Genomic DNA, 23727 nt, shown 5'->3' on the forward strand with positions numbered 1-23727 from the left:
GTCACCTTGGAGGTGAGGGTGTCCCAGATCGCAGGCGAGCCCGGGACCCAGGACTTCGTCGAAGTCCGGCTGCCCGCTGCGGGTGCCTATCTGTCCGTGCTGCGTACGGCCACCGCCGGCCTCGCGGCGCGCTTGGACTTCACCCTCGACGAGATCGAGGATCTGCGGATCGCGGTCGACGAGGCGTGCGCGATCCTGTTGCAGCAGGCGGTCCCCGGTTCGGTCCTGAGCTGTGTGTTCCGGCTCATCGACGATTCACTGGAGGTCACGGTCTCCGCCCCGACCACCGACGGCCGGGCCCCCGAGCGCGACACCTTCGCCTGGACGGTGCTCTCCGCACTGGCCGGAAAGGTGGAGTCGTCGGTCGCCGACGACCGCACGGTCTGTATCAGCCTGTACAAACAGCGCGGCGCGGGACCCGGGCCGGCGTGAGGAGCGGGAACGGTCCGGTACGGGACGGCGAGCGGGACGGGCAGCCCGCCGCGCCACCCGACATCCCGGAGCAGCAGGCCCACGGACTCGACGGATTCCACGGACTCGACGGCGACGTACTCGGCGGCCGACCGGCCGCGGCTGAGCAGGCGGGGGCTGCCACTGCGGCGGAGCCCGGGGCGAGGGCGGACCAGATGACCGAGAACGATCACGAGAACGCGAACGACCACGATCCCGTCGGCGCCCGGCCGGGCGCCGGAGCGGGCCACGGCACGGCGACCGCGACGGCACCGGCGCAAGCGGGCGCGGGCGCCCGGGGTGAGGGCCCCGGCGACCCCGCGCCCGTCCCGGCTCCGGACAGCGGCGCCGCGCCCCTTGAGGACACCGAAACCACCGAAACCGCTGCGACCGCCGAAACCGCTGCGACCGCTGCGGGCGCCACCGGCGAGTCGGACGAGACGGACGGGGCCGGTTCGAAGGCCGGTGGGAACGGTGTCGCGGAGGGGCGGCAGGAATCCACCGACCGCAGCGGCGCCCGGGCCATGTTCGTGGAGCTGCGCAAGCTGCCGGACGGCTCCCCCGAGCGGGCCGAGCTGCGTAATCAGCTCGTCCGGATGCATCTGCCGCTGGTGGAGCATCTGGCCCGGCGGTTCCGCAACCGGGGCGAGCCGCTGGACGATCTCACCCAGGTCGCGACGATCGGTCTGATCAAGTCCGTGGACCGGTTCGACCCGGAGCGTGGGGTGGAGTTCTCGACCTACGCCACGCCGACCGTCGTGGGCGAGATCAAGCGCCACTTCCGGGACAAGGGCTGGGCGGTCCGCGTCCCCCGCAGACTCCAGGAGCTGCGGCTCTCCCTCACGACGGCGACGGCCGAGCTGTCGCAGCTGCACGGCCGCTCCCCCACGGTCCACGAGCTGGCCGAACGGCTCGGGATCTCGGAGGAGGAGGTCCTGGAGGGGCTGGAGTCGGCCAACGCGTACTCCACCCTCTCCCTCGACGTCCCCGACACCGACGACGAGTCGCCCGCGGTCGCCGACACCCTCGGCGCGGAGGACGAGGCCCTGGAGGGCGTGGAGTACCGCGAGTCCCTCAAGCCGCTACTGGAGGATCTGCCGCCGCGCGAGAAGCGGATCCTGCTGCTGCGGTTCTTCGGCAATATGACCCAGTCGCAGATCGCGCAGGAGGTCGGCATCTCCCAGATGCATGTGTCCCGGCTGCTGGCCAGAACGCTGGCCCAGCTCCGCGACAAGCTCCTGGTCGAGGAGTAGGACGGGCACCGGCCCCCGTCCCGGCCCGTCCGGGGCGCGGGCCGCCGAAGCGCCGCAGGGCCGCCGTACGACACCGTGACGGCACAGGAACGCGCCCGTACGAGACCCACGGCGGTACGCGCCGCCCAAGCGGTCGGCCCGGCGGATCAACCGGGCCGGTGGATCAGTCGCCGCTCGGGGGCCGGATCCCCAGCGCCCGGGTGGTCTCCGAGCTGATCAGCAGGGTCAGACCGGTGACGGCGACCACGCCCACCACGATCCCCACCGGGACCAGCGCCGACGACGGCGACCGCAGCAGCGACCAGGCCGGGATGAGCGCCATCAGATGCGTGATCAGCGCCGGCCCCCGGGCCCAGGACCGGCAGAGCAGCAGTCCGCGCGCCGCGACCAGCGGGAACGCGCCGAGGGCGATCAGGGTCAGTCCGCCCATCTCGGCCTGGGTCGGGCTCTCCGGCCGCCCCAGCAGGCCCATCACCAGCAGATAGACGCCGTATCCGACCAGGGCGACGCCCTCCAGACCGGACACCGCGGCGGCGGCGGTCAGACGGCTGGGGCGGGGGGTCGGGTCAGCGCTCACCCCAGCAGGGTAGTCCGTACGGCCCCGCCGCCGGACGCCGCCTCCCCGGCCCTTCCCCAGCTCCTCCCCGACCGCTGCCCGGCCGCCACCGCCGGACCGGGGGACGGCGCCGTCCTCGCGCGAGCGCCCGGACACCCGTCCGTACCGGCCCCGTGCCCGGCCCCCGGCCCGCCGCCGGGCCCGGCATTACCGCCCCCGACGCGGGCTGGGTACGCTGCACCTCATGCGCGCACTTCTCGTGGTCAATCCGGCAGCAACCACCACCAGTGCCCGCACCCGGGACGTACTGATCCACGCCCTCGCCAGTGAGATGAAGCTGGAGGCCGTGACGACCGAGTACCGCGGCCACGGCCGCGACCTGGCCCGCCGGGCGGCCGACTCGGGCGAGATCGATCTGGTCGTGGCCCTCGGCGGCGACGGCACCGTCAACGAGGTCGTCAACGGACTGCTGCACGCGGGACCCGACCCGGAGGGGCTGCCGAAGCTGGCCGTGGTCCCCGGCGGCTCGACCAATGTCTTCGCCCGCGCGCTCGGGCTGCCGAACGACGCCGTCGAGGCGACCGGCGCGATTCTGGACGCCCTCGCCACCCGGAGCGAGCGGACCGTCGGTCTCGGCCTCGCGGCTGGTACGCCCGGCACCCCGGACGAGGGAGTTCCCGGCCGCTGGTTCACGTTCTGCGCGGGTTACGGATTCGACGCCAGTGTGATCGGCCGGGTCGAACAGCAGCGGGAACTCGGAAAGCGTTCGACGCACCCCCTCTACGTCCGGCAGGTCGTACGCCAGTTCCTCCAGTACCCCCACCGGCATCACGGCACGATCGCCCTCGAACGCCCCGGCGCCGACCCGGTCACCGATCTCGTGGTGGCGATAGTCGCCAACACCTCCCCCTGGACGTACCTCGGCAATCGCCCGATATACGTATCCCCCGACGCGTCCTTCGACACCGGCCTCGACCTGCTGGGGCTCTCCCGGCTGTCGACCCCCGCGGTGGCCCGCTACGCGACCCAGCTACTGCGTTCGACGCCCGAACGGGGTCCGCACGGCAAGCACGCGGTGACGGTGCACGACATGGATGACTTCACCTTGAATTCAAAGGTTCCGCTCCCCTTTCAGATGGACGGTGACCATCTCGGACTGCGGACGAGCGTGACGTTCACAGGCGTACGCCATGCACTGCGTGTGATTGTGTGAGTGGAAGGGCCGTACCGCCTTCATCTCGAACGTACGGACCAGTATCCACCCCATGGAAGTACGGCTGTGACCTAGTCGACACCGAGGAATCAAAAAAAACTTTCCAGAAGGGGTTGTATCCGCCGCCGAGGTTTGCGAGTCTCTTCATGGCGATCGGGACGGCCCGCTAAACCTCGGCCCCGCAGATCGCCGGAACCCCTCCTCAAACACCTGGACCACGCCGATGTGATGTCGGTAGTCGGCCCTTCCGTTGCGGGGGGATTCGTGAAAGCGTTCACATTCACAAGCAATCCGCATGTCACACAAGGAGAGGTAGCAGCCATGGACTGGCGTCACAACGCCGTTTGCCGCGAGGAAGACCCCGAGTTGTTCTTCCCCATCGGCAACACCGGTCCTGCGCTGCTGCAGATCGAGGAAGCCAAGGCCGTCTGCCGTCGCTGCCCCGTCATGGAGCAGTGCCTGCAGTGGGCGCTCGAGTCCGGCCAGGACTCCGGCGTCTGGGGTGGCCTGAGCGAGGACGAGCGCCGCGCGATGAAGCGCCGCGCCGCTCGCAACCGGGCGCGTAACGCCAGCGCCTGATCGCCCCCGCGATACGCCGAAGCGACCGGCGGCGCGTACGGAGCGTACGCAATCACCGCCACCGAGCCGCAGCGCGCAGCAGTACGACCCACAGCGTTCGAGCCCCGGAAGCCCCAGGCTTCCGGGGCTCGCTGCCGTTTCGGACGCGAACGCCCCCAGCGCCCCGGGCCCGGGCGCTACTTCTGGGACCGGACGGGGATGTCGAGGACGACCCGGGTACCGCGGCCGGGCTCCGGGACCGGGAGCATGTCGAAGCTGCCGCCCAGTTCGCCCTCGACCAGGGTCCGGACGATCTGGAGCCCCAGATTCCCGGCCGTCTGGGCGTCGAAGCCCTCGGGCAGGCCCGAGCCGTCGTCCTGGACGGTGATCAGCAGCCTGCTGTCGGGCCGCTGGGGGCCGCGTACCGCCGAGACCTCGACCGAGCCCCGCTCCCCCGCCGGGAATGCGTGCTCCAGCGCGTTCTGCAGGACCTCGGTCAGCACCATCGACAGCGGGGTGGCGACCTCGGCGTCGAGAATGCCGAACCGGCCGATCCGGCGGCAGTCGACCTTGCCCGGTGAGATCTCCGCCACCATCGCGATGACCCGGTCCGCGATCTCGTCGAACTCCACCCGCTCGTCGAGGTTCTGGGAGAGGGTCTCGTGGACGATGGCGATCGACCCCACCCGCCGTACGGCCTCGTTCAGGGCCTCCCGGCCGCGGACCGAGTCCATCCGGCGGGCCTGGAGCCGCAGCAGCGCGGCGACGGTCTGGAGATTGTTCTTCACCCGGTGGTGGATCTCCCGGATGGTGGCGTCCTTGGTGATCAACTCGCGTTCGCGCCGCCGCAGTTCGGTGACGTCTCGGAGCAGGACCAGGGACCCGATCCGGGTGCCCTTGGGGCGGAGCGGAATGGTCCGGAGCTGGATCACGCCGCCGTTGCCCTCGACCTCGGTCTCCCGGGGCGCGTAGCCGCTGGCCAGCTTGACCAGCGCCTCGTCCACCGGGCCCCGGGAGGGCGCCAGTTCGGCGGTGACCTGGCCCAGATGATGGCCGACGAGGTCGGAGGCGAGCCCGAGGCGGTGATAGGCGGAGAGCGCGTTGGGGCTGGCGTACTGCACCACGCCCTCGGAGTCCAGCCGGATCAGCCCGTCGCCGACCCGTGGCGAGGCGTCCATGTCGACCTGCTGCCCCGGGAACGGGAAGGACCCGGCGGCGATCATCTGGGCCAGGTCGGAGGCGGACTGGAGATAGGTCAGCTCCAGCCGGGACGGGGTCCGCACGGTCAGCAGATTGGTGTTACGGGCGATCACGCCCAGCACCCGGCCCTCGCGCCGGACCGGGATGGACTCGACCCGTACGGGGACCTCCTCCCGCCACTCCGGATCGCCCTCGCGCACGATCCGCCCCTCGTCCAGGGCGGCGTCCAGCAGCGGCCGGCGGCCCCTGGGCACCAGATGGCCGACCATGTCGTCCTGGTAGGACGTGGGGCCGGTATTGGGCCGCATCTGGGCGACGGAGACATAGCGCGTCCCGTCCCGGGTCGGGACCCAGAGCACGAGATCGGCGAAGGAGAGATCGGAGAGCAGCTGCCACTCCGATACCAGCAGATGGAGCCACTCGAGGTCCGAGTCGCCGAGGGCGGTGTGCTGGCGTACGAGGTCGTTCATGGAGGGCACAGATGCGAGCGTACCCGCGGTCGATGAGGAAGATGAGAGCCCGGATGAGACTTCGAACTGTTCGCCGCCGACGCATGGACATCCATGAATGGTCTAGTCCACAATGAAGTCATCGAGAACTTCCGCCCTCCCCGCACAGGTGGGCGGATGAGGGACGCGTGCTCTCTGCCCTGACTGCGACGCGCCCCTCCCCATCGGCCGCGCGGGCCCGCACACTCGCCCGGCCGGAGCACTCCGGGCTGCGGTGCCGGGCGGGTTGAGGGTCCCGCCAGGCGCCGCGGCCCGCGGGTTTTTCCCCCGCCGAGCGCCGCCGCCCCGGCTGCGCCGGGCATTGGGGGACCCCAGCGCCTCGCCCCTCCCGGGCCGCGCCCAGCCACTGATTCTTGTTCGCGGCCTGCGGACCGGCCGTGGTTGCTCGCGCAGTTCCCCGCGCCCCTGGGTTGCCCTTCTCTTCGCCCTCGTAGGGAGACGGCCCCTCCCCCGGGGCGGCGCTCGGGAGAGCATTTAGGGGCGCGGGGAACTGCGCGACAAGCCAGCCACCGGGCCGCGGGCCGGGACGCGCCGTCGTCGGCAGACGCGACCGGGTAGTAGGCGGTGCCCCGGAGGGCCAAGGCGCTGGGGGTCCCCCCATTGCCGAAGGCATAGGGGGCGGAACTGCGCGACAAGCCACCCACCGGGCCGCAGGCCGGGACACACCGTCGTCGGCAGACGCGACCGACTGAAGGGGGAGACCCGTTCCCCCTGCCGGGGCGGCGAGAAGGGCAACCAGGGGCTCGGGGAACTGCGAGACAAGTCACCCACCGGGCCGCGGGCCGGAACGTACCGTCGTCGGCAGACGCGACCGGGTAGTAGGCGGTGCCCCGGAGGGCCAAGGCTCTGGGGGTCCCCCCATTGCCGAAGGCATAGGGGGCGGAACTGCGAGACAAGCCACCCACCGGGCCACAGGCCGGGACGCGCCGTCGTCGGCAGACGCGACCGTCCCCGACGCACCTGCCGCCCCGGCGGGACGCGCCCCGGAGCCGGAGGCTCAAGGGGCTAGCGGGTCTCCGTGACCTTGGCGAGAGCCCGCGGCGCGTCCGGGTCCTGGCCGCGCGCGAGGGTGACCTCGTAGGCGAGGAGCTGGAGCGGGAGGATCTCCAGGACGGGCTGGAGGTTCTCGGGGAGGCCGTCCGTCGGCAGGACGAAGCCGGCCGACGCGGCGGCGACCTGTCGTGCGGGGCCGACGACGACGAGGTCGGCGCCCCGGCCCCGGAGCCGGTCGAGCACGGGCTGGAGCGCTTCGCCGCCGCGGCCGTCGGTGACGACCGCGATGACCGGGGAGATGTTGTCGACCATGGCGAGGGGCCCGTGGAGCAGGTCGGCTCCGGAGTAGGAGAGCGCCGGGATGTAGCTGGTCTCCATGAGCTTGAGGGCGGCTTCCTTGGCGGTGGGGTACCCGTACCCCCGGGATGTGATGACCATCCGTTCGGCGAACCGGTAGCGCCCCGCGAGCCGGCGGACCTCGTCGCCCCGGGCGAGGGTGCGTTCCGCGAGGTCGGGGAGTTCGGCGGCGGGCGCCCCGTCGGCGCCTTTGAGCCCCTGGACGAGGAGGTAGAGCGCGAGCAGGGTCGCGGTGTACGTCTTGGTCGCGGGCAGCGCCTTCTCGGGTCCCGCGAGGACGTCGATATGGAATTCGGAGACGGCGGCGAGCGGCGAGTCGGGGTTGTTGGTGACGGCGAGCGTCACGGCGCCCGCTTCCCGGGCGGCCCGGGTGGAGGCGACGAGGTCGGGTGAGCCGCCGGACTGGCTGACGGTGATCACGAGGACGTCCCGCAGATCGGGCCTGGCCCCGTACGCCGTGGTGGTGGACATGGAGGTGAGCCCGCAGGGCAGCCCCAGCTCGATCTCCAGCAGGTACTTCGCGTAGAGGGCCGCGTTGTCGGAGGTGCCCCGGGCGGTGAGCAGGACGAAGCGGGGCGCGCGGGCGGCGACGGCGGCCGCGGTCTCCCGGATCGCGGGGGCGCCGTCCCGGAGGATGCGCCGGAGCACGGCGGGCTGTTCCGCGGTTTCGGCGGCCATCAGGCGGCCGGGGCGTTCGCGGTGTTCGTCGTCGGGGGGTGCCGGGTCCGTCGCAGCCATTTTCCGTTGCCTCCAGCGGGCGTCGGTGCGCCGAAGGGGCCACCGGCGGCATAAGCCGCCGGTGGCCCCCCGGCACAGCACACGGTCCGCCGGGTCAGTCCCCCGCGCTCTTCGCGCCGGTGATGACCTCGGCGGCGGCCCGTCCGCAGACGCGGGCGGCGCCGTGGGTGGCGATGTGCAGCGCGCCCTTGGGTTCGGCCCGGTTGAGGCCCATCTCCACCACGACCGTGTCGGGCCGGGCGGCGAGGACCGCGTCGAGGGCCGTCGCCATCCAGGGGTGGCGGTGGACATCGCGTACCACTGCGACGATCCTACGGTCTGCCGCCGCCGCCAGCACCTCACCGGCGAGGTCGCCGGCGGCTTCGACGGGGACGTCGGTGTGGGTCGCGGTGAGCGTCCCGGGCACCAGGGCCGTCAGTTCTCCGGCGACGCCCCACGGGGTCTCGTCACCGACGGCGATGTTCGCCTCGGGCGAGAAGGTGACGACGTACGGCGGCTCGGTGACCGGCTCGTACGGCTCCTCACCGGGGGTGATCTGGACGGCCCGCCGGGCGGCGACCAGGCCGACATCGTTGGCACCGGCGGTGGCACCGGCGCGGATGCCGAGCGCGGTCCCCTCCTGCATTTCCGCGCCCGGCTCCGCGTCGGCCCCCCGGGCCCGGCGCGTCCAGTCGGCGAGGGCGCGTACTCGCGCCGCCGCGTCGGCCAGCCGCTCCTCGGGCAGGTCACCGTCCCGGACCGCGGCGACGATGGCGTCCCGCAGTGCCAGTACGGTCGCCTCGTCGGCGAGTCCTCCGCCGACGCAGATCGCGTCGGCGCCCGCGGCGAGCGCGAGGACGGAGCCGCGTTCGATGCCGTACACCGCGGCGATGGCCTGCATCTCCATACCGTCGGTGACGATCAGCCCGTCGAAGCCCAGCTCCTCGCGGAGGAGGCCGGTGAGGATCCGGGGGCTGAGGGTCGCCGGACGGTCGGCGTCGAGTACGGGCACCAGGATGTGCGCGCTCATGACCGCCTTGGCGCCGGCCGCGATGGACTCGCGGAACGGCAGCAGGTCGCGGGCGTGCAGGGTGTCGAGTCCGACGTCGATCCGGGGCATCGCGTGGTGGGAGTCGACATTGGTGTCCCCGTGGCCGGGGAAGTGCTTCACACAGGCGGCGACTCCGGCGGCCTGGAGGCCGTGGACGTACGCGACGGTGTGCCGGGCGGTCAGTCCGGCGTCGGCGCCGAAGGACCGGACCCCGATGACGGGGTTGTCCGGGTTGGCGTTGACGTCGGCGGACGGCGCCCAGTTGAGGTCGACGCCGCAGGCGGCGAGCCGCCGGCCGAGGGCGTGCGCGACGTCCCGGGTGAGCCCGGTGTCGTCGACGGTGCCGAGGGCGTAGTTGCCCGGGAAGGAGGAGCCTTCGACCACCTCCAGGCGGGTGACGTCGCCGCTCTCCTCGTCGATGGCGATGAGGAGGTCGTCGCGTTCGGCCCGGAGCTGGGCGTTGAGCGCCGTGAGCTGCTCGGGGGTGGTGATGTTCCGGCCGAAGAGGCCGACGGCGCCGAGCCCGTCGGCGATCTGGCGGAGCAGCCAGTCGGGGGCGGTGGTGCCCTCGAAGCCGGGCTGGAGGACGGTGAGGGCGTCACGGCTGAGCTGGCCGGTCGCCCGCAGGTCGTTGGTCATGGAAGTCACCGCGGATTATCCCTTCACCGCACCGTCGGAGAGCCCGCTTACGGCTCCGCGCTGGAGGTAGAGGAAGAGGAGCAGTACCGGAATGGCGAAGAGGGACGACGCCGCCATGGTGGCGCCCCAGTCGTTGCCGAAGACGGACTGGAATCCGGAGAGCCAGAGCGGCAGGGTCTGGTATTCGACCTGCTTGTTGAGGACCAGCACCATCGGGAACTCGTTCCAGGCGGTGATGAAGCCGAACATCGAGGTCGACATCAGACCGGGGGCGAGCAGCGGGAAGATCACCTTGATGAACGCCTGGCGGCGGGAGCAGCCGTCGACCATGGCGGCCTCCTCCAGCTCCCTGGGCACGGCGGCGACGAAGCCGCGGAGCGTCAGGAGGGTGAAGGGGAGGATCATCACCATGTAGAAGATCGTCAGCGGGATCAGGCTGTTCAGCATGTCGGCGTCGCGGACGATGAAGTAGATGGAGATGACCATCACTTCCCAGGGCGCCATCTGGGCGATCATGAAGCCGATGATGAAGCCGCGCCGTCCCTTGAACTTCATCCGGGCCAGTGCGAAGGACGCGGCCAGGGCGATCATCAGGGAGAAGATCACCGCGAGGAGTGTCACGGTGAACGAGTTGGCGACGAACGTCCAGAAGTTCTCCGCGTCGATCGCCGACTTGAAGTGCTGCATCGTCGGTTCGAGCGGGATCCACACCGGGGTGTCGGCGACGATGTCCGGCGTCTTCTTGAATGCCGTGGCGAACATCCAGTAGACGGGGAAGGCGAAGAAGGCGACCAGGAGTACGGCGGTCGCGTTGGGCCAGAAGCGGCCGAACAGGGAACGCTTCATCGCACGTCCTCCTCTTGCTTGAGCACGATCCGGAGGTAGTAGGACGTCAGGAACAGCATGATCACGATGGTGAGCATCGCGATGGCCGCGCCCATGCCGTAGTGCTGGTTGCCCATGCCCTCGATGTAGGCGTAGACGGGGAGGATCTCGGTGAGCCGGTCGGGACCACCGCGGTTGATGTTGAGCACCTGGACCAGGGCCTTGAAGACCCAGATGATCTCCAGGAACGTGGTGGCGTAGAGGAACGGCCGCAGGAAGGGCATGGTCACCGAGGTGAACTGGCGCCAGGCGTTGGCGCCGTCCAGTGCGGCGGCCTCGTACAGCTCCTTCGGAATGGTGGTCGTCGCCGCGTAGAGGGAGAGGGCGACGAACGGGATCGACTGCCAGACGATCAGCAGGGTGATCACGAAGAAGGTGGACATCTGGGTGCCGAACCAGTTGTGGTTGGCCATCCCGTCGAAGCCGAGCTGGACCAGGACCCAGTTGACGACACCGAAGCGCTGGGCGAAGAGCCACTGGTAGACAGTGGTGGAGGCGACGACCGGCATGGCCCAGGCGAGCACGAGCCCGATCATCAGGGCGAAGCGCATCTTCTTGCCGAGGCGGGCGAGCAGCAGACCTACGAGGGTACCCAGAATCATGATCAGCAGGACGTTGACGCCGGTGAAGGCGATCGAGCGTCCGGTGACCCGCCAGAATTCCTCGCCGGTGAGGATTTCCCGGTAGTTGTCGATGCCGTTCCACTCGGTGAGACGCTGGATCAGCTGTCTCATATTGAGGTTCTGGAACGACAGAACCGCGTTGTTCACCAGGGGCCACCCCAGGAAGACCAGGGTGACGCCTACCGCGGGAAGCAGCAACAGATAAGGAACGAAATCGCCGACTCTGCGCGGCGCTTTGGGCCTGCCCTTGCCCTTGACCGGAGGGGTGGGTACCTCCGCGGGGCCGGAAGGCGCCCGTTCGGTCTGCACGGTCATGCTCGCCATCTCTTCACTAGGCGCTCGGGGGACAGCAGTCGGCGGCCGGGGCAGGGCCGTGAGACCCCCGCCCCGGCCGCCGGATTCGGTTACTGCTTCTGCGACAGGCGCTTGTTGAAGTCGCCCTCGACCTGCTTGGCGGCGTCCGCCGGGGACTTACCGCTCACCACGGCGGTGAGGTAAGCCTTGATCGGGTTGGGCTCGTTCTCGACGGAGGCCCACTCGGCGATCAGCGGGGTGGTGCCACCGAACTTGGCGGACGGCGCGGCGGCCTCGGCGACCGGGTTGCCCGTCAGGTTGGAGTTGAGGGACTCCTTGTTCGGGATGACGCCGCTGGCCTTGGCCAGACCGCCCTCGTACTTGTCGGACAGCAGCAGCTTCAGGAACTCCTTGGCGAGCGCCTTGTTCTTGCTGCCCTCGGCCACGGCGACGTTGGAGCCGCCGAGGAAGACGCCCTCGGGCTTGTCCGGGGTCTCACCGGGGATGGTGAAGTAGCCGAGGTCCTTCTCGATGGCCGGGTTCGCCTTGATGGCGGTGGCGCCCTCCCAGCCCATGCCGATGAAGGCACCGACGTTGCCCTTGGCGAAGACGTCGGCCTGCTGCGGGGTGGCCTCGTCCTTGTCCTTGGGCGCCTTGGAGTACGCCTGCATCTTCTTGTATTCCTCGGCGGCGGCCTGGACCTTCGGGTCAGCCAGGTTGGAGACCCACTTGTCGCCGTCCTTCTTGACCAGCTCGCCACCCTGGCCGATCACCAGACCGACGAAGTGGTACCAGTTCTGGCCGGGCAGGTAGATCGGCTCCTTGCCCTTCGCCTTGATCTTGTCGAGCGCGGCGTAGAACTCGGCGCGGGTCTTCGGCGGCGCGGCGATGCCGGCCTCGGCGAAGACCTTCTTGTTGTAGACCACGACGCGGTTGGCGAAGTACCACGGGGCGGCGTACTGCTTGCCCTCGAAGACGGACGCCTTGTTCAGGGTCTCGGACCAGTCGGCGCCGATCGCGGACTTCACGTCACCCAGGTCGGCGAGACCGCCGGTCTTGGCGTACGCGGGGGTCTGGGTGTTGCCGATCTCGAAGACGTCGGGCGGGTTCTCCTCGGAGAGGGCGGTCGTCAGCTTCTGCTGAATACCGTTCCACGCCTGCTTCTCGTACTTCAGCTTGGCGCCGGTCTTGGCCTCGAACTCCTTGGTGAGGTCGGCCAGCCACTGGTCCGGCGTGGAGCCGTCCATGGCCCAGAAGGTCAGGGTCTGACCCTTGTAGCTGCCGTCCTTGCCGGGGCCGCCCTCGTCCTTCTTCTTGTCGTCCGAGCCACATGCGGCAACACTGACCAACATGCCCGCGACACCGATCGCCGCGATGAGCTTGCGCTTCACGCCACCCTCCTAAGGGATGCCTGCCACCCCGCCCACCACGAAGCGATACGGGAAAAGTACTGCCTGGGGCTGGGACCTGGTCTTTAATGGTTTAGACCAGTACCGGGAGCTTGGCCTAGACCTTTGGGGCTGTCAAGGCTCGATAAACCTGCCTGTCCAGTCCGTTATCGGACCGACATCTGGGCACGATCCGGGCGCCCTTGGGGCATCCCCTTGGACTAGACCAACCCTAGCCCCCTCGGTGTATAAGAAGCAGTGGTGTCCCCATGGAGACAGAAATCCAGGCGGGAGAGGGTCACTCCCCGGGACCGGCCCGTGCCACGATGTGATCCGCTACAGACGGAGGAGCCGGTGACGGCAGCGCAGCAGTCGGGAACGGGAAGGCGGGCCATGACGACGGACGGGGTGGTTGCGGAGACCGAGGCGGGAGCACCGACCCGGACCGCGCGCGTACCCAAGTACTACCGCCTCAAGCGGCACCTGCTGGACATGACGGAGACCCTTCCGCCCGGTACGCCCGTACCGCCGGAACGGACCCTCGCCGCCGAGTTCGACACCTCCCGCACCACGGTCCGCCAGGCGCTCCAGGAGCTGGTCGTCGAAGGCAGGCTCGAACGGATCCAGGGCAAGGGCACATTCGTCGCCAAGCCCAAGGTGTCCCAGGCGCTCCAGCTGACCTCGTACACCGAGGACATGAAGGCCCAGGGCCTCGAACCCACCTCCCAGCTTCTCGACATCGGGTACGTCACCGCGGACGACACCCTCGCCGGACTGCTCGACATCACCACCGGCGGCCGGGTCCTGCGGATCGAACGGCTCCGGCTGGCCAGCGGTGAGCCGATGGCGATCGAGACGACGCATCTCTCCGCGAAGCGCTTCCCGGCGCTGCGGCGCAGCCTCGTCAAGTACACGTCCCTCTACACCGCCCTCGCCGAGGTGTACGACGTCCACCTCGCCGAAGCCGAGGAGACCATCGAGACGTCCCTGGCGACGCCGCGGGAAGCGGGGCTGCTCGGGACGGACGTGGGCCTGCCGATGCTGATGCTCTCGCGGCATTCGCTGGACGCGCAGGGGGAGCCGGTGGAGTGGGTCCGCTCGGTGTACCGCGGCGACCGCTACAAGTTCGTCGCCCGCCTCCGCCGCCCCCACGACTGACGCCGCCTCTTTACGGCACCCGCGCCCCTGAAGCCTCCCTTCAGGGGCGCGCCCCTTTTCCGAACCGCCCCGCGCCGCGCCTCCCTGAGCTTGCTCACAGTCCGCACCCCGGCGGTGGGCTTGTCGCGCAGTTCCGCCCCCTATGCCTTCGGCAATGGGAGGACCCCCAGCGCCTTGGCCCTCCGGGTGAGGCCCACAACCCCGGGCCGCGCCCAGCCACTGATTCTTGTTCGCGGTCCGCGCCACCGTCGTGGCCGTTCGCGCAGTTCCCCGCGCCCCTGGGTTGCTCTTCTCGTCGCCCTCGCAGGGAGACGACCCCTCCCCCCGGGGCGGCGCTCGGGAGAGCATTTAGGGGCTCGGGGAACTGCGAGACAAGCCACAGGCGGCCCGCAGGACGGCCGGAACGGGGAGAGAGGCCGCCAGGCGCGACACAACATGTGGGGGGTACGTCGCGGGCCCGCCCCCACATGTATGCTCATCTCGCTGTCGTCGCAGAGGAATCCGGTGCGAATCCGGAACTGTCCCGCAACGGTGATCTTCGGCATACTTTGTCATGCCGCAAGCGAGTCCGGCCGTCTGCCGACAGTGCACCCGGTCGTCCGACCCGGTGCCCAGACGTCCGGGCCTCGTGGTTGGGCCGGTGGACGCCGTCGCGTGTCGCCCGCCGGACGAGGCCGGGCCCGCTCCGGCCTGCCGCCGTTCCTCTCGCCACCGGTCCGTGAGCCGAGCGAGGGAGTGCTCCACGTGACCATCGCGCCTGCCGATCCGGCTTCAGGCATCGCCGCCCCGGCGGTGTCCGCGCCCGAGGACGGCCCGGGGACCGCGCTGCTGCGGACCCTGACCGATCTCACCGCCGATCTGCCGGACACCGACCCCGGCAGGGTCGCCGCCGCCGCGCTCCGCGGCCGGCACCCCGGTTCGGACGCGGCGGAGCTGCGGCAGCTGGCCACGGACGCCGCCGCCGGGCTGATCTCCGAGGACCCGGCGTACTCCCGGCTGGCCGCCCGGCTGCTGACCCGGACGATCGCCGACGAGGCCGCGGGTCAGGGCGCGGTCTCGTTCTCCGCCTCGGTCGCGGTGGGTCACACCGAGGGCCTGATCGCGGACCGTACGGCCGCTTTCGTGGCCCGTTACGCGGACCGCCTGGACGCCGTGATCGACCCGGCGGGCGACGACCGGTTCGGCTACTTCGGGCTGCGTACCCTCTACAGCCGGTATCTGCTGCGCCATCCGATCACCCGGCAGGTCGTGGAGACCCCGCAGCACTTCATGCTGCGGGTCGCTTCGGGACTGGCCGAGGACGACAGTGTCCGCGCCCTGGACGAGGTCGTGGCGCTGTACGGGCTGATGAGCCGGCTGGACTACCTGCCCTCGTCGCCGACGCTCTTCAATTCGGGCACCCGGCACCCGCAGATGTCGTCCTGCTATCTGCTGGACTCGCCGCTGGACGAGCTGGACTCCATCTACGACCGGTACCACCAGGTCGCCCGGCTGTCGAAGCACGCGGGCGGGATCGGGCTCTCGTACTCCCGGATCCGGGCCCGCGGCTCCCTCATCCGGGGCACGAACGGCCACTCCAACGGCATCGTGCCGTTCCTGAAGACCCTCGACGCCTCGGTCGCGGCGGTGAACCAGGGCGGTCGGCGCAAGGGCGCGGCGGCCGTCTACCTGGAGACCTGGCACGCGGATATCGAGGAGTTCCTGGAGCTGCGGGACAACACGGGCGAGGACGCCCGCCGCACCCACAACCTCAATCTGGCGCACTGGATCCCGGACGAGTTCATGCGCCGGGTCGACGCGGACGCCGAGTGGTCGCTCTTCTCCCCGGCCGACGCCCCCGAGCTGGTCGATCTGTGGGGCGACGAGTTCGACGCCGCGTACCGGGCGGCGGAGGCGAAGGGCCTGGCCCGTAAGACGATGCCCGCCCGGGAGCTGTACGGGCGGATGATGCGGACCCTGGCCCAGACCGGCAACGGCTGGATGACGTTCAAGGACGCCGCGAACCGGACCGCGAACCAGACCGCCGAGCCGGGCCACACGGTCCACTCGTCGAATCTGTGCACCGAGATCCTGGAGGTCACGGACGACGGCGAGACCGCGGTCTGCAATCTGGGCTCGGTCAACCTGGGCGCCTTCGTGGCCGGTGACGACCTCGACTGGGAGCGGCTGGACGCCACGGTCCGGACGGCCGTGACCTTCCTCGACCGGGTCGTGGACATCAACTTCTACCCGACCGAGCAGGCGGGCCGCTCCAATGCCCGCTGGCGGCCGGTGGGCCTGGGCGCGATGGGCCTCCAGGACGTCTTCTTCAAGCTGCGGCTGCCGTTCGACTCGCCCGAGGCCCGGGCGCTGTCGACCCGGATCGCCGAGCGGATCATGCTGGCCGCGTACGAGGCGTCCGCCGAGCTGGCCGAGCGGCACGGCACGTTCCCGGCGTGGGAGAAGACCCGGGCGGCCCGGGGCGTGTTCCACCCGGACCACTACGGTGTCGATTCGGCCTGGCCGGAGCGGTGGGCGGCGCTGCGCGAGCGGATCGCGGCGACCGGGATGCGCAACTCGCTGCTGCTGGCGATCGCGCCGACCGCGACGATCGCCTCCATCGCGGGGGTCTACGAGTGCATCGAGCCCCAGGTCTCCAATCTCTTCAAGCGGGAGACGCTGTCGGGTGAGTTCCTCCAGGTGAACTCGTATCTGGTGGCGGATCTGAAGGAGCTGGGCGTCTGGGATGCCCAGACCCGGGAGGCGCTGCGCGACGCCAGCGGCTCGGTCCAGGGCTTCTCCTGGGTCCCGGCGGAGATCCGGGAGCTGTACCGGACGGCGTGGGAGATCCCGCAGCGGGGTCTGATCGACATGGCGGCGGACCGTACGCCCTATCTCGACCAGTCGCAGTCGCTGAATCTGTTCCTGGAGACGCCGACCATCGGGAAGCTCAGCTCGATGTACGCGTACGCCTGGAAGCGGGGTCTGAAGACCACGTACTACCTGCGGTCCCGGCCCGCGACCCGGATCGCCCGCGCGGCGACGGGCTCGACCGCCGCCACCGCTCCCGTCCCCTCTCCTTCATCTCCCTCCTCTCCTTCATCTCCTTCCTCCGCCGTACCGGCGCAGGTCACGCCCGAAGAGGCGCTCGCCTGCTCCCTGGAGAACCCCGAGTCCTGCGAGGCGTGCCAGTAATGTCCGAGACCACTACCACCGCCGCGGCCACCGGGCGTACCCAGAATCTGCTGGACCCGGGGTTCGAGCTGACCCTGCGGCCGATGCGCTACCCCGACTTCTACGAGCGGTACCGCGACGCGATCAAGAACACCTGGACCGTCGAGGAGGTCGACCTCCACTCCGACGTCGCCGACCTGGCCAAGCTCACCCCCGGTGAGCAGCATCTGATCGGCCGCCTGGTGGCGTTCTTCGCCACCGGTGACTCGATCGTCGCCAACAACCTGGTGCTCACCCTCTACAAGCACATCAACTCCCCCGAGGCGCGGCTGTATCTGAGCCGTCAGCTCTTCGAGGAGGCGGTGCACGTCCAGTTCTATCTGACCCTGCTGGACACCTATCTCCCCGACCCGGAGGACCGTACGGCGGCCTTCGCGGCGGTCGAGAACATCCCCTCCATCCGGGAGAAGGCGCAGTTCTGCTTCCGCTGGATGGACCAGGTCGAGAAGCTGGACACGCTGGAGACCAAGGCGGACCGCCGGCGCTTCCTGCTCAACCTGATCTGCTTCGCGGCCTGTATCGAGGGCCTGTTCTTCTACGGCGCCTTCGCCTACGTCTACTGGTTCCGCTCGCGCGGTCTGCTGCACGGCCTGGCTACCGGCACCAACTGGGTGTTCCGCGACGAGACCATGCACATGAACTTCGCCTTCGAGGTCGTCGACACGGTCCGCAAGGAGGAGCCGGAGCTGTTCGACGACGAGCTGCGGCAGCAGGTCACGGACATGCTGAAGGAGGCCGTGGAGGCCGAGCTGCAGTTCGGCCGTGACCTGTGCGGCGACGGTCTGCCGGGGATGAACACCGAGTCGATGCGCGAGTACCTCCAGTGCGTGGCCGACCAGCGGCTGGTCCGGCTGGGCTTCGCGCCGGTGTACGGCTCGGAGAACCCGTTCTCGTTCATGGAGCTCCAGGGCGTCCAGGAGCTGACCAACTTCTTCGAGCGCCGCCCGTCGGCGTACCAGGTCGCGGTGGAGGGCTCGGTCGGCTTCGACGACGACTTCTGAGCCGTACGGCACCGGGCCGGACGGCCTCGGAACGGGCCCGGTGCCCCCGCCGAAGGGGGGGGCGCCGGGCCCGTTCCCGTACCCGGCCGCCGGGACTCGCCGGGCCCGGCGGCCGTCAGTCCCGGGGGTCGATCGGGGTCAGTACCCCGAGCCGGTTCTCCAGCGCCTGACCGGCGGCCAGGCACAGGTCCTCCCGGAAGGCCCGGCCGATGAGCTGGACGCCCGTCGGGAGTCCGGCCGTGACGCCCGTGGGCACGGCGACCGCGGGTACCCCGACGAAGCTGGTCACGGCGGAGAGCCGGAGCGCCGTCGCCACCCGGTCGCGGCCCGCCGGGTCCCGGGACTCGATTCCCGGTTCGACCGGTGGTTCGGTGAAGACCGGGCCCAGGAGCAGCGGATACGTGTCGAGGAATTCGGCCCAGGCCCGGCGGATCGTCAGCCGTCGGGCCAGTAGCCGGACCAGTCCGGCGGAGTCGGCGGGTTCGACGCGCTCCATGGTCATAGCGATGTAGCGGTCGCCGCCGTCGCCGAGGAGCTGCCGGACGAGCGGCCAGGCGGGCGCGAACTCGGTGACCGTGAGGGTGTCGTACGCGGCCAGCGCCTCCGCGAACAGCGGCAGCTCGGTCACCTCGTGGACGTCGTAGCCCGCGTCGCGCAGCGCGTCGGCGGCGGTCGCGATCGCCCCGGCGACCACGGGATGCACCCCGAGGCCGCCGGGGTCGGTGACGACGGCGACCTTCACCGGGCCGGGGAGCGGTTCGCCGTACGGCGGTACGGGCACGGCCCGGGGGTCGCGCGGGTCCGGCCCGGCCAGGGTCTCGTAGGCGAGGCGCAGATCGGCGACCGAGCGGGCCAGCGGGCCGTCCGTGACCAGGATCTGCGACGCGGGCCCCGGATCGTCGGGGCCGATCACCCGGGGGTCGGCGGGGAACCGGCCGGGGGTCGGCTTCAGTCCGGTCACCCCGCAGAAGGAGGCGGGCAGCCGGACCGAGCCGCCCGCGTCGTTGCCGAGTCCGATGGCGGCCATCCCGGTGGCGACCGCGACCCCGTCGCCGCCGCTGGAACCGCCCGGGGTTCGGGCCGGGTCCCACGGGTTGACCGTGTCGCCGAAGAGGTCGCTGCGGCTGTGCATCCCGGCCAGGACCAGGGTCGGCATATTGGTATGGCCGACCGGTACGGCTCCGGCGGCCCGCAGCCGGACCACCGGGATCGCGTCGGCGGCGGCCACCAGGTCCCGGAACCGCTCGACGCCGAAGGTGGTCGGCACCCCGGCGACCGGTGTCGTCTCCTTGACCGTGAACGGCACCCCGGCCAGGTCGTTTCTTTCGGATCAGGCTGGGATAGGGAGCGGGGTCTGGTGCCGTGGATCGCAAGGCGGAGGATTGAGCCACTGCGGTGGGGGTACGCCCCCTGGGCTTCGCCCGGGGGGACCCCCACCCGCGCCGTTAGGCGCAGGGGGCCATTGGTGATTGACGACAACGCGGCGTGGGGGTACCGCCCGGGCCGCCAGGCCCAGGGGGAGCGCGGTGCCAGGGCACGCGAGCCCCAGCAAGATCCGAAAGAGACGGCCTAGCGGCCCGGGGTCCTCGCCCGCCGCGATCCGCCGGTCGATCGCGGCGGCGGTCTCCCGCGCGCTCTCCGCCATGAGCTGGGTGACCGCGTTGACCCGGGGGTCGACCTCGGCGATCCGGCCGAGATGGCTCTCCGTCAGCTCCGCCGCCGTCAGCCGCCACGGGGCGGTGTGGTCGTCGTCGTACGACACCGTTCTCGTCCTCCAGGGCCTCGTTCCGATGCACTTGCATCGGAACCGTATCCTGGCAGCGATGCAACCGCATCGGAATACCGCGGCAGCCCGGCACCGGGCCGACCCAGGGGGTTCGAGGAGCTATGCCGAGAACGGTCGACACCGAGGCCCGGCGGCGCCGGATCGCCGACGCGGTCCGCGCCCTCGCCGACGAACACGGCCTCGAAGGGGTGACCCTGCGGGACGTGGCGGCCCGCGCGGGCGTCTCCATGGGGGCCGTCCAGCGCTGCTTCCGTACGAAGGACGAGATGCTGAGGTTCGCCCTGACCGAGGTCGGCGAACGGATCGGGACCCGGGTCAGGGCCGGGGCCGATATCCCGACCGCCCCGGGATCGCTCACCGGCCTCGCCCGCGCGGTCACCGAGGTCGCCCTGGTCGACGCGGCCGACAGCGCCGACGCCCGGGTCTGGCTCTCGTTCGTCGCCCAGGCCGCCGTCACCGACTCCCTCGCGGCCGTACTGCGCGCCGACTACACGGAGCTGGAAGAGCTGTTCGTCCGGCTGCTGCTCCGCGCGGCCGGACCGGACGGGGGCCGGGAGCCGGAGGCCGTACGGGAGGCCCGCGCACTGCTCGCCCTCGCGGACGGCCTCACCATGCACGTCCTGGTCGGCCATCGCACCTCGGCGGAGGCGGGAGAGGTCGTCCGGACCCAACTCGCGGCCCTGGAAAGCAGGTTCATCACCCACACGAGTGGTTCTGAGTAAACAAACCAGCGGCCTCGGCGGCGAGCGTAATCTCGGAACGCATCAAGACTCACGGTAATCACCTGAGCACGTCGAGGAGTTGGTTCCGATGTCCGCCGACGACACCGAGAACACCGAGAACATCAACAACGCCGACGCCGAGCCGATGGACAGGCCGAGGACCCCGTACGGAACGGAGCTGCGCCGCCGACGGCTCGCGGCGGGCCTGACCCAGCAGGTACTGGCCGACCGCGCGATCATGACCCGTACGCACATCGCCCATATCGAGGCGGGCCGCCGGAAGCCCTGCCTCCAGGACGCCCGGCGGCTGGACGCGGCACTCGACACGGGCGGGGTGTTCGTCAACTTCCTGCCGCTGCTGAATGTGCGGCAGGTCGCCCGGCACTTCGAGGCGGCTCGCCACTTCGAGCAGATGGCGAACATGATCCGGGAGTACGGCGGTCTGCTGATCCCGGGTCTGCTCCAGACCGAGGGCTTTATGAGGGCGCTGTTCCGGCGCCACTTCCCGTCGAAGCCCGCAGAGCAGGTCGAATCGGCCGTCACCGCGCGGCTCGACCGGGCCCAGATCCTGCTGGACCCCGTGGAGCCGGTCTTCATGGCGCTGCTGGACGAGGCGGCGCTACGGCGCGAGGTGGGGGGCCGGGCGGTCATGGCGGAGCAGTTGCGCCATATCCAGGCCCTGGGCGAATCGGACCGGATCCGGGTCCATGTCCTCCCGTTCGAGCTGGGCAGCCATGCCCTGCTGAACTGCAATACGACCCTGATGTGGTTCGAGGACATGCCCCCGATCGCCTATACGGAAGCACTCAACTCCGGTTGCCTGATGGATGAACCCGACCTGGTACTACAAGTACAGACGGCCTACGATCTCGCCCTGGGGGATGCCCTGTCGCACGAGCAATCCCTGGCTCTGATCAGGACGATCGCAGAGGACTACGAAAATGAACCGCACTGACGCACCGGTCTGGCGCAAGTCCAGCTACAGCGACGGAGCTGGCGGTAACTGCGTCGAGGTCGCGGACGACGTCCCCGGCGCGGTCCCCGTGCGCGACTCCAAGGTCCCCCACGGGCCCGCCCTCAGCTTCGCCGACCCCGCCTGGGCCGCCTTCATCGGCATGGTCAAGCACGACGGCTGAACCGGCCGGGGTACGACAGAGGGCCGCCTCCTCGGGCGAATTCCAGGGGGCGGCCCTTCCCGTCGCGTACTCGCGCGTACGGCTCAGTCGTTGGCGACGACCGGATAGCGCGGCGTGCCTTCCTCCATCTGCCGGAGCGCGTCCTTGCGGTCCCGCTTGGAGAGGCGGTCGATGTACAGCCGGCCGTAGACGTGGTCCGTCTCGTGCTGGAGGCAGCGGGCGAAGTAGCCCGTGCCCTCGACCCGGATCGGGTTGCCCCGCGCGTCCTGGCCGCTGACCACCGCGTAGTCCGGGCGGGCCAGGGCCGCGTACGCGGTCGGGACGGACAGGCAGCCCTCGTTGGACTCGTCCAGGACCCGGCGGTCGGCGGGCAGCTCCTCCAGGACCGGGTTGATCACATAGCCCACGTGCCGGACGCCGTCGTCGTCCGGGCAGTCGTAGACGAAGACCTTGGCGTCCACACCGATCTGGTTGGCGGCCAGGCCGACCCCCTCGGCGGTCCGCTGGCTGGCGAACATGTCGTCGATGAGCCGCGCGAGTTCGTCGTCGAACTCGGTGACGTTCCGGCACTCCCGGTGGAGAACGGGGTTGCCGACGACCGTGATCGGACGGGACGTGCCCCGCTCGCGGTACGCCAGCTCGCGCGCCTCGGCGTCCTCCGTGTCATTGATGAACTCGTCGACGAGCGACTGGTCCGTGTCCTGCTGCGACGCCATGTGTTCCTCGAAACCCCGGGTAATCGTTCGGTGACTGGCCGAGAGGCGCCGCGCGGCGGGCGCGGGCCCCTGCGCGGGCATCCGCGCACGTACAGACTACGGCCCGGGGCCGGTCCGGGGTCCGGTGATCGTGCCGGTGGCCGGATCCGGCGGGCCCGGCGGGCGGCTCAGCAGACCTCTTCGAGGTCCCGCCACTCACGGCTGTCCGGGCTGTCGGCGACCCAGCCGTCGAGCAGCCCGCGCACCAGTCCGGCCGGGGCCGCTATGCCGCACTCGCGTTCGGGGGACCAGAGGTCGCCGGAGGTACGGTGCCCCAGCGGACCCGGGTGGCCCGGCTCGCTGTGGTCGTGCGGGTCGAGGTGTTCGCCCTCGCCCTCGGCGCTGGGCATCGACCCCTCGGAGCAGGTCCGGCAGAGCAGCCGTACCGACGACGACCAGTCCTCGGCGGCGTAACCGGCGTCCGACGCCAGCCGCTCCAGCGCGTCCCGGTCCTCCTCGGTCCCGGCTTCCAGCAGCACGACCCAGGTGGGGACGGGTGAGGGGGCCCACAGCTCGATCTCGTCGAAGACCGGGTAGGAGGGGCCCGCGGCCGTGGTCCGCTCCCCGTTGGGGACGCCGTCGTGCAGGACGACCTCGCCCCAGCGGCGGCCGGACGACGGCAGCGGCACGGAGAGGACCTCCATCCGGGCCGGGTCGAGCCTGCGGCCCCAGACGACTTCGGCCTCGCCCTCGGGCGAGAGCCGGACGGCGGCGCTGCCCAGCTCCATGCCGACGGGTTCGGTCGCGGGACCGAGCGCCGCCCGGCCACCGGTCCGCGCCCCGCCGCCGGGCACCTTCAGCCCGTACGCCTGCCAGGCGCGGCGGGCCAGCGGCCAGTCCTGGAGGGCGGTCGCCGCGATACCCACATTCCACCAGTCCGGGGCTCCGGTATCGCGGTCGAGCAGGGCGACCGCGCGCAGTCCGGCAGCCCGCGCCTGCTCCCAGTCGTGCCGGAACTTGTGCAACAGCGCCAGGTTGAACCAGGACTCGGAGAGCCAGGGCTCCAGATCGGCGGCCCGGGTCAGCAGGGCGCCCGCGTCCTCGTACCGGCCGTCGCCGATCAGCGTGAACGCGCGGTCGGTGGCCTGCCGCCACGAGGCGGACGGCCGATGCCGTACCTTCCCGAAGATCTTCACGATTCCCGCCTGCCGGTCGCTCGGGACAGTTCCCCCGGACGTGCTGTCTCGTTCCGCCCGCCGGACGCCGCCGGGGCGTCTCCCGCGGTGCCTGTCCGTACCTTCCGTACCCTTGCCGTGCCGTTGTCCGAACC

General features: G+C 70.7%; 19 protein-coding genes, 2 pseudogenes and 1 riboswitch. Of the genes and pseudogenes, 10 read left to right on the forward strand and 11 right to left on the reverse strand.

The features are described 5' to 3' along the window. Nucleotides 1-18 precede the first annotated feature (18 nt). Both AB0G74_RS28990 and AB0G74_RS28995 read left to right on the forward strand, forming a co-directional pair. The gene (locus AB0G74_RS28990) at nt 19-432 is read left to right on the forward strand and encodes an anti-sigma regulatory factor (protein ID WP_358825682.1); all 414 of its coding nucleotides are present in this window, start codon (nt 19-21) and stop codon (nt 430-432) included. Then, nucleotides 429-1703: an RNA polymerase sigma factor SigF gene (locus AB0G74_RS28995; RefSeq protein ID WP_361152044.1), complete on the forward strand. Its 1275-nt coding sequence runs from the start codon at nt 429-431 to the stop codon at nt 1701-1703. Before AB0G74_RS28990 ends, AB0G74_RS28995 begins: the two co-directional genes overlap by 4 nt. 163 nt (nt 1704-1866) lie before the next feature. On the opposite strand, the gene AB0G74_RS29000 is transcribed toward AB0G74_RS28995, so the two are convergent. Beyond that, nucleotides 1867-2280: a hypothetical protein gene (locus tag AB0G74_RS29000; protein WP_361152051.1), complete on the reverse strand. Its 414-nt coding sequence runs from the start codon at nt 2278-2280 to the stop codon at nt 1867-1869. Between the two features lie 223 nt (nt 2281-2503). Here AB0G74_RS29000 and AB0G74_RS29005 point away from each other — a divergent pair, with 223 nt between their 5' ends. Together AB0G74_RS29005 and AB0G74_RS29010 are read left to right on the forward strand one after the other, a co-directional pair. Further along, a complete protein-coding gene (locus tag AB0G74_RS29005; RefSeq protein WP_361152053.1) occupies nt 2504-3472 on the forward strand; it encodes a diacylglycerol kinase family protein in 969 nt (322 codons plus the stop codon). 321 nt (nt 3473-3793) lie between these two features. After that, the gene (locus tag AB0G74_RS29010) at nt 3794-4051 is read left to right on the forward strand and encodes a WhiB family transcriptional regulator (protein ID WP_003953983.1); all 258 of its coding nucleotides are present in this window, start codon (nt 3794-3796) and stop codon (nt 4049-4051) included. Between the two features lie 176 nt (nt 4052-4227). On the opposite strand, the gene AB0G74_RS29015 is transcribed toward AB0G74_RS29010, so the two are convergent. From AB0G74_RS29015 to AB0G74_RS29040, 6 genes are all read right to left on the reverse strand, one after another. Further along, nucleotides 4228-5700, reverse strand: coding sequence for a PAS domain-containing sensor histidine kinase (locus tag AB0G74_RS29015; RefSeq protein WP_361152108.1), 1473 nt, complete (start codon nt 5698-5700; stop codon nt 4228-4230). A gap of 1044 nt (nt 5701-6744) precedes the next feature. Beyond that, the gene (locus tag AB0G74_RS29020) at nt 6745-7827 is read right to left on the reverse strand and encodes an SIS domain-containing protein (RefSeq protein ID WP_361152056.1); all 1083 of its coding nucleotides are present in this window, start codon (nt 7825-7827) and stop codon (nt 6745-6747) included. Between the two features lie 94 nt (nt 7828-7921). Further along, nucleotides 7922-9496: a glycoside hydrolase family 3 N-terminal domain-containing protein gene (locus tag AB0G74_RS29025; protein WP_361152059.1), complete on the reverse strand. Its 1575-nt coding sequence runs from the start codon at nt 9494-9496 to the stop codon at nt 7922-7924. Between the two features lie 15 nt (nt 9497-9511). After that, a complete protein-coding gene (locus tag AB0G74_RS29030) occupies nt 9512-10342 on the reverse strand; it encodes a carbohydrate ABC transporter permease (RefSeq protein WP_361152062.1) in 831 nt (276 codons plus the stop codon). After that, nucleotides 10339-11319: a sugar ABC transporter permease gene (locus AB0G74_RS29035; RefSeq protein ID WP_361152065.1), complete on the reverse strand. Its 981-nt coding sequence runs from the start codon at nt 11317-11319 to the stop codon at nt 10339-10341. The genes AB0G74_RS29030 and AB0G74_RS29035 overlap by 4 nt, the downstream gene beginning before the upstream one ends. 89 nt (nt 11320-11408) lie before the next feature. Then, nucleotides 11409-12689, reverse strand: a complete 1281-nt coding sequence (locus AB0G74_RS29040; RefSeq protein ID WP_361152068.1) for an extracellular solute-binding protein — start codon at nt 12687-12689, stop codon at nt 11409-11411. A gap of 390 nt (nt 12690-13079) precedes the next feature. Here AB0G74_RS29040 and AB0G74_RS29045 point away from each other — a divergent pair, with 390 nt between their 5' ends. The 3 genes from AB0G74_RS29045 to AB0G74_RS29055 all read left to right on the forward strand — a co-directional run bounded on the left by AB0G74_RS29045 (nt 13080) and on the right by AB0G74_RS29055 (nt 18058). Next, nucleotides 13080-13844 (forward strand): GntR family transcriptional regulator, encoded by a 765-nt coding sequence (locus AB0G74_RS29045; protein WP_361152070.1) that lies wholly within the window; start codon nt 13080-13082, stop codon nt 13842-13844. A 500-nt stretch (nt 13845-14344) separates the two neighbouring features. After that, nucleotides 14345-14416, forward strand: a riboswitch (cobalamin riboswitch). A gap of 172 nt (nt 14417-14588) precedes the next feature. Beyond that, the gene (locus AB0G74_RS29050) at nt 14589-17018 is read left to right on the forward strand and encodes a ribonucleoside-diphosphate reductase subunit alpha (RefSeq protein ID WP_361152072.1); all 2430 of its coding nucleotides are present in this window, start codon (nt 14589-14591) and stop codon (nt 17016-17018) included. After that, nucleotides 17018-18058 carry a ribonucleotide-diphosphate reductase subunit beta gene (locus AB0G74_RS29055; RefSeq protein WP_361152075.1) on the forward strand — a complete coding sequence of 347 codons (1041 nt, stop codon included), beginning with the start codon at nt 17018-17020 and terminating at the stop codon, nt 18056-18058. The genes AB0G74_RS29050 and AB0G74_RS29055 overlap by 1 nt, the downstream gene beginning before the upstream one ends. Nucleotides 18059-18173: 115 nt before the next feature. Here the strand turns inward: AB0G74_RS29055 and AB0G74_RS29060 are convergent. Further along, nucleotides 18174-19373 (reverse strand): annotated as a pseudogene (locus AB0G74_RS29060) (amidase family protein); the annotation flags it as partial. Between the two features lie 255 nt (nt 19374-19628). After that, nucleotides 19629-19820: pseudogene (locus tag AB0G74_RS29065) on the reverse strand (amidase family protein); the annotation flags it as partial. A 125-nt stretch (nt 19821-19945) separates the two neighbouring features. Here AB0G74_RS29065 and AB0G74_RS29070 point away from each other — a divergent pair. From AB0G74_RS29070 to AB0G74_RS29080, 3 genes are all read left to right on the forward strand, one after another. Further along, nucleotides 19946-20566, forward strand: a complete 621-nt coding sequence (locus tag AB0G74_RS29070) for a TetR/AcrR family transcriptional regulator (protein ID WP_361152077.1) — start codon at nt 19946-19948, stop codon at nt 20564-20566. An 88-nt stretch (nt 20567-20654) separates the two neighbouring features. Continuing rightward, nucleotides 20655-21521 (forward strand): helix-turn-helix transcriptional regulator, encoded by an 867-nt coding sequence (locus AB0G74_RS29075; protein WP_361152080.1) that lies wholly within the window; start codon nt 20655-20657, stop codon nt 21519-21521. Then, on the forward strand, nt 21508-21702 hold the full coding sequence (locus AB0G74_RS29080; protein ID WP_361152083.1) for a DUF397 domain-containing protein: 195 nt from the start codon (nt 21508-21510) through the stop codon (nt 21700-21702). Before AB0G74_RS29075 ends, AB0G74_RS29080 begins: the two co-directional genes overlap by 14 nt. Before the next feature lie 83 nt (nt 21703-21785). On the opposite strand, the gene def is transcribed toward AB0G74_RS29080, so the two are convergent. Beyond that, a complete protein-coding gene (def, locus tag AB0G74_RS29085) occupies nt 21786-22418 on the reverse strand; it encodes a peptide deformylase (RefSeq protein WP_361152086.1) in 633 nt (210 codons plus the stop codon). A gap of 167 nt (nt 22419-22585) precedes the next feature. Next, on the reverse strand, nt 22586-23593 hold the full coding sequence (locus tag AB0G74_RS29090; protein WP_361152088.1) for a hypothetical protein: 1008 nt from the start codon (nt 23591-23593) through the stop codon (nt 22586-22588). Nucleotides 23594-23727 lie beyond the last annotated feature (134 nt).

Source organism: Streptomyces sp. NPDC020875 (assembly GCF_040641415.1).
Classification (GTDB): domain Bacteria; phylum Actinomycetota; class Actinomycetes; order Streptomycetales; family Streptomycetaceae; genus Streptomyces.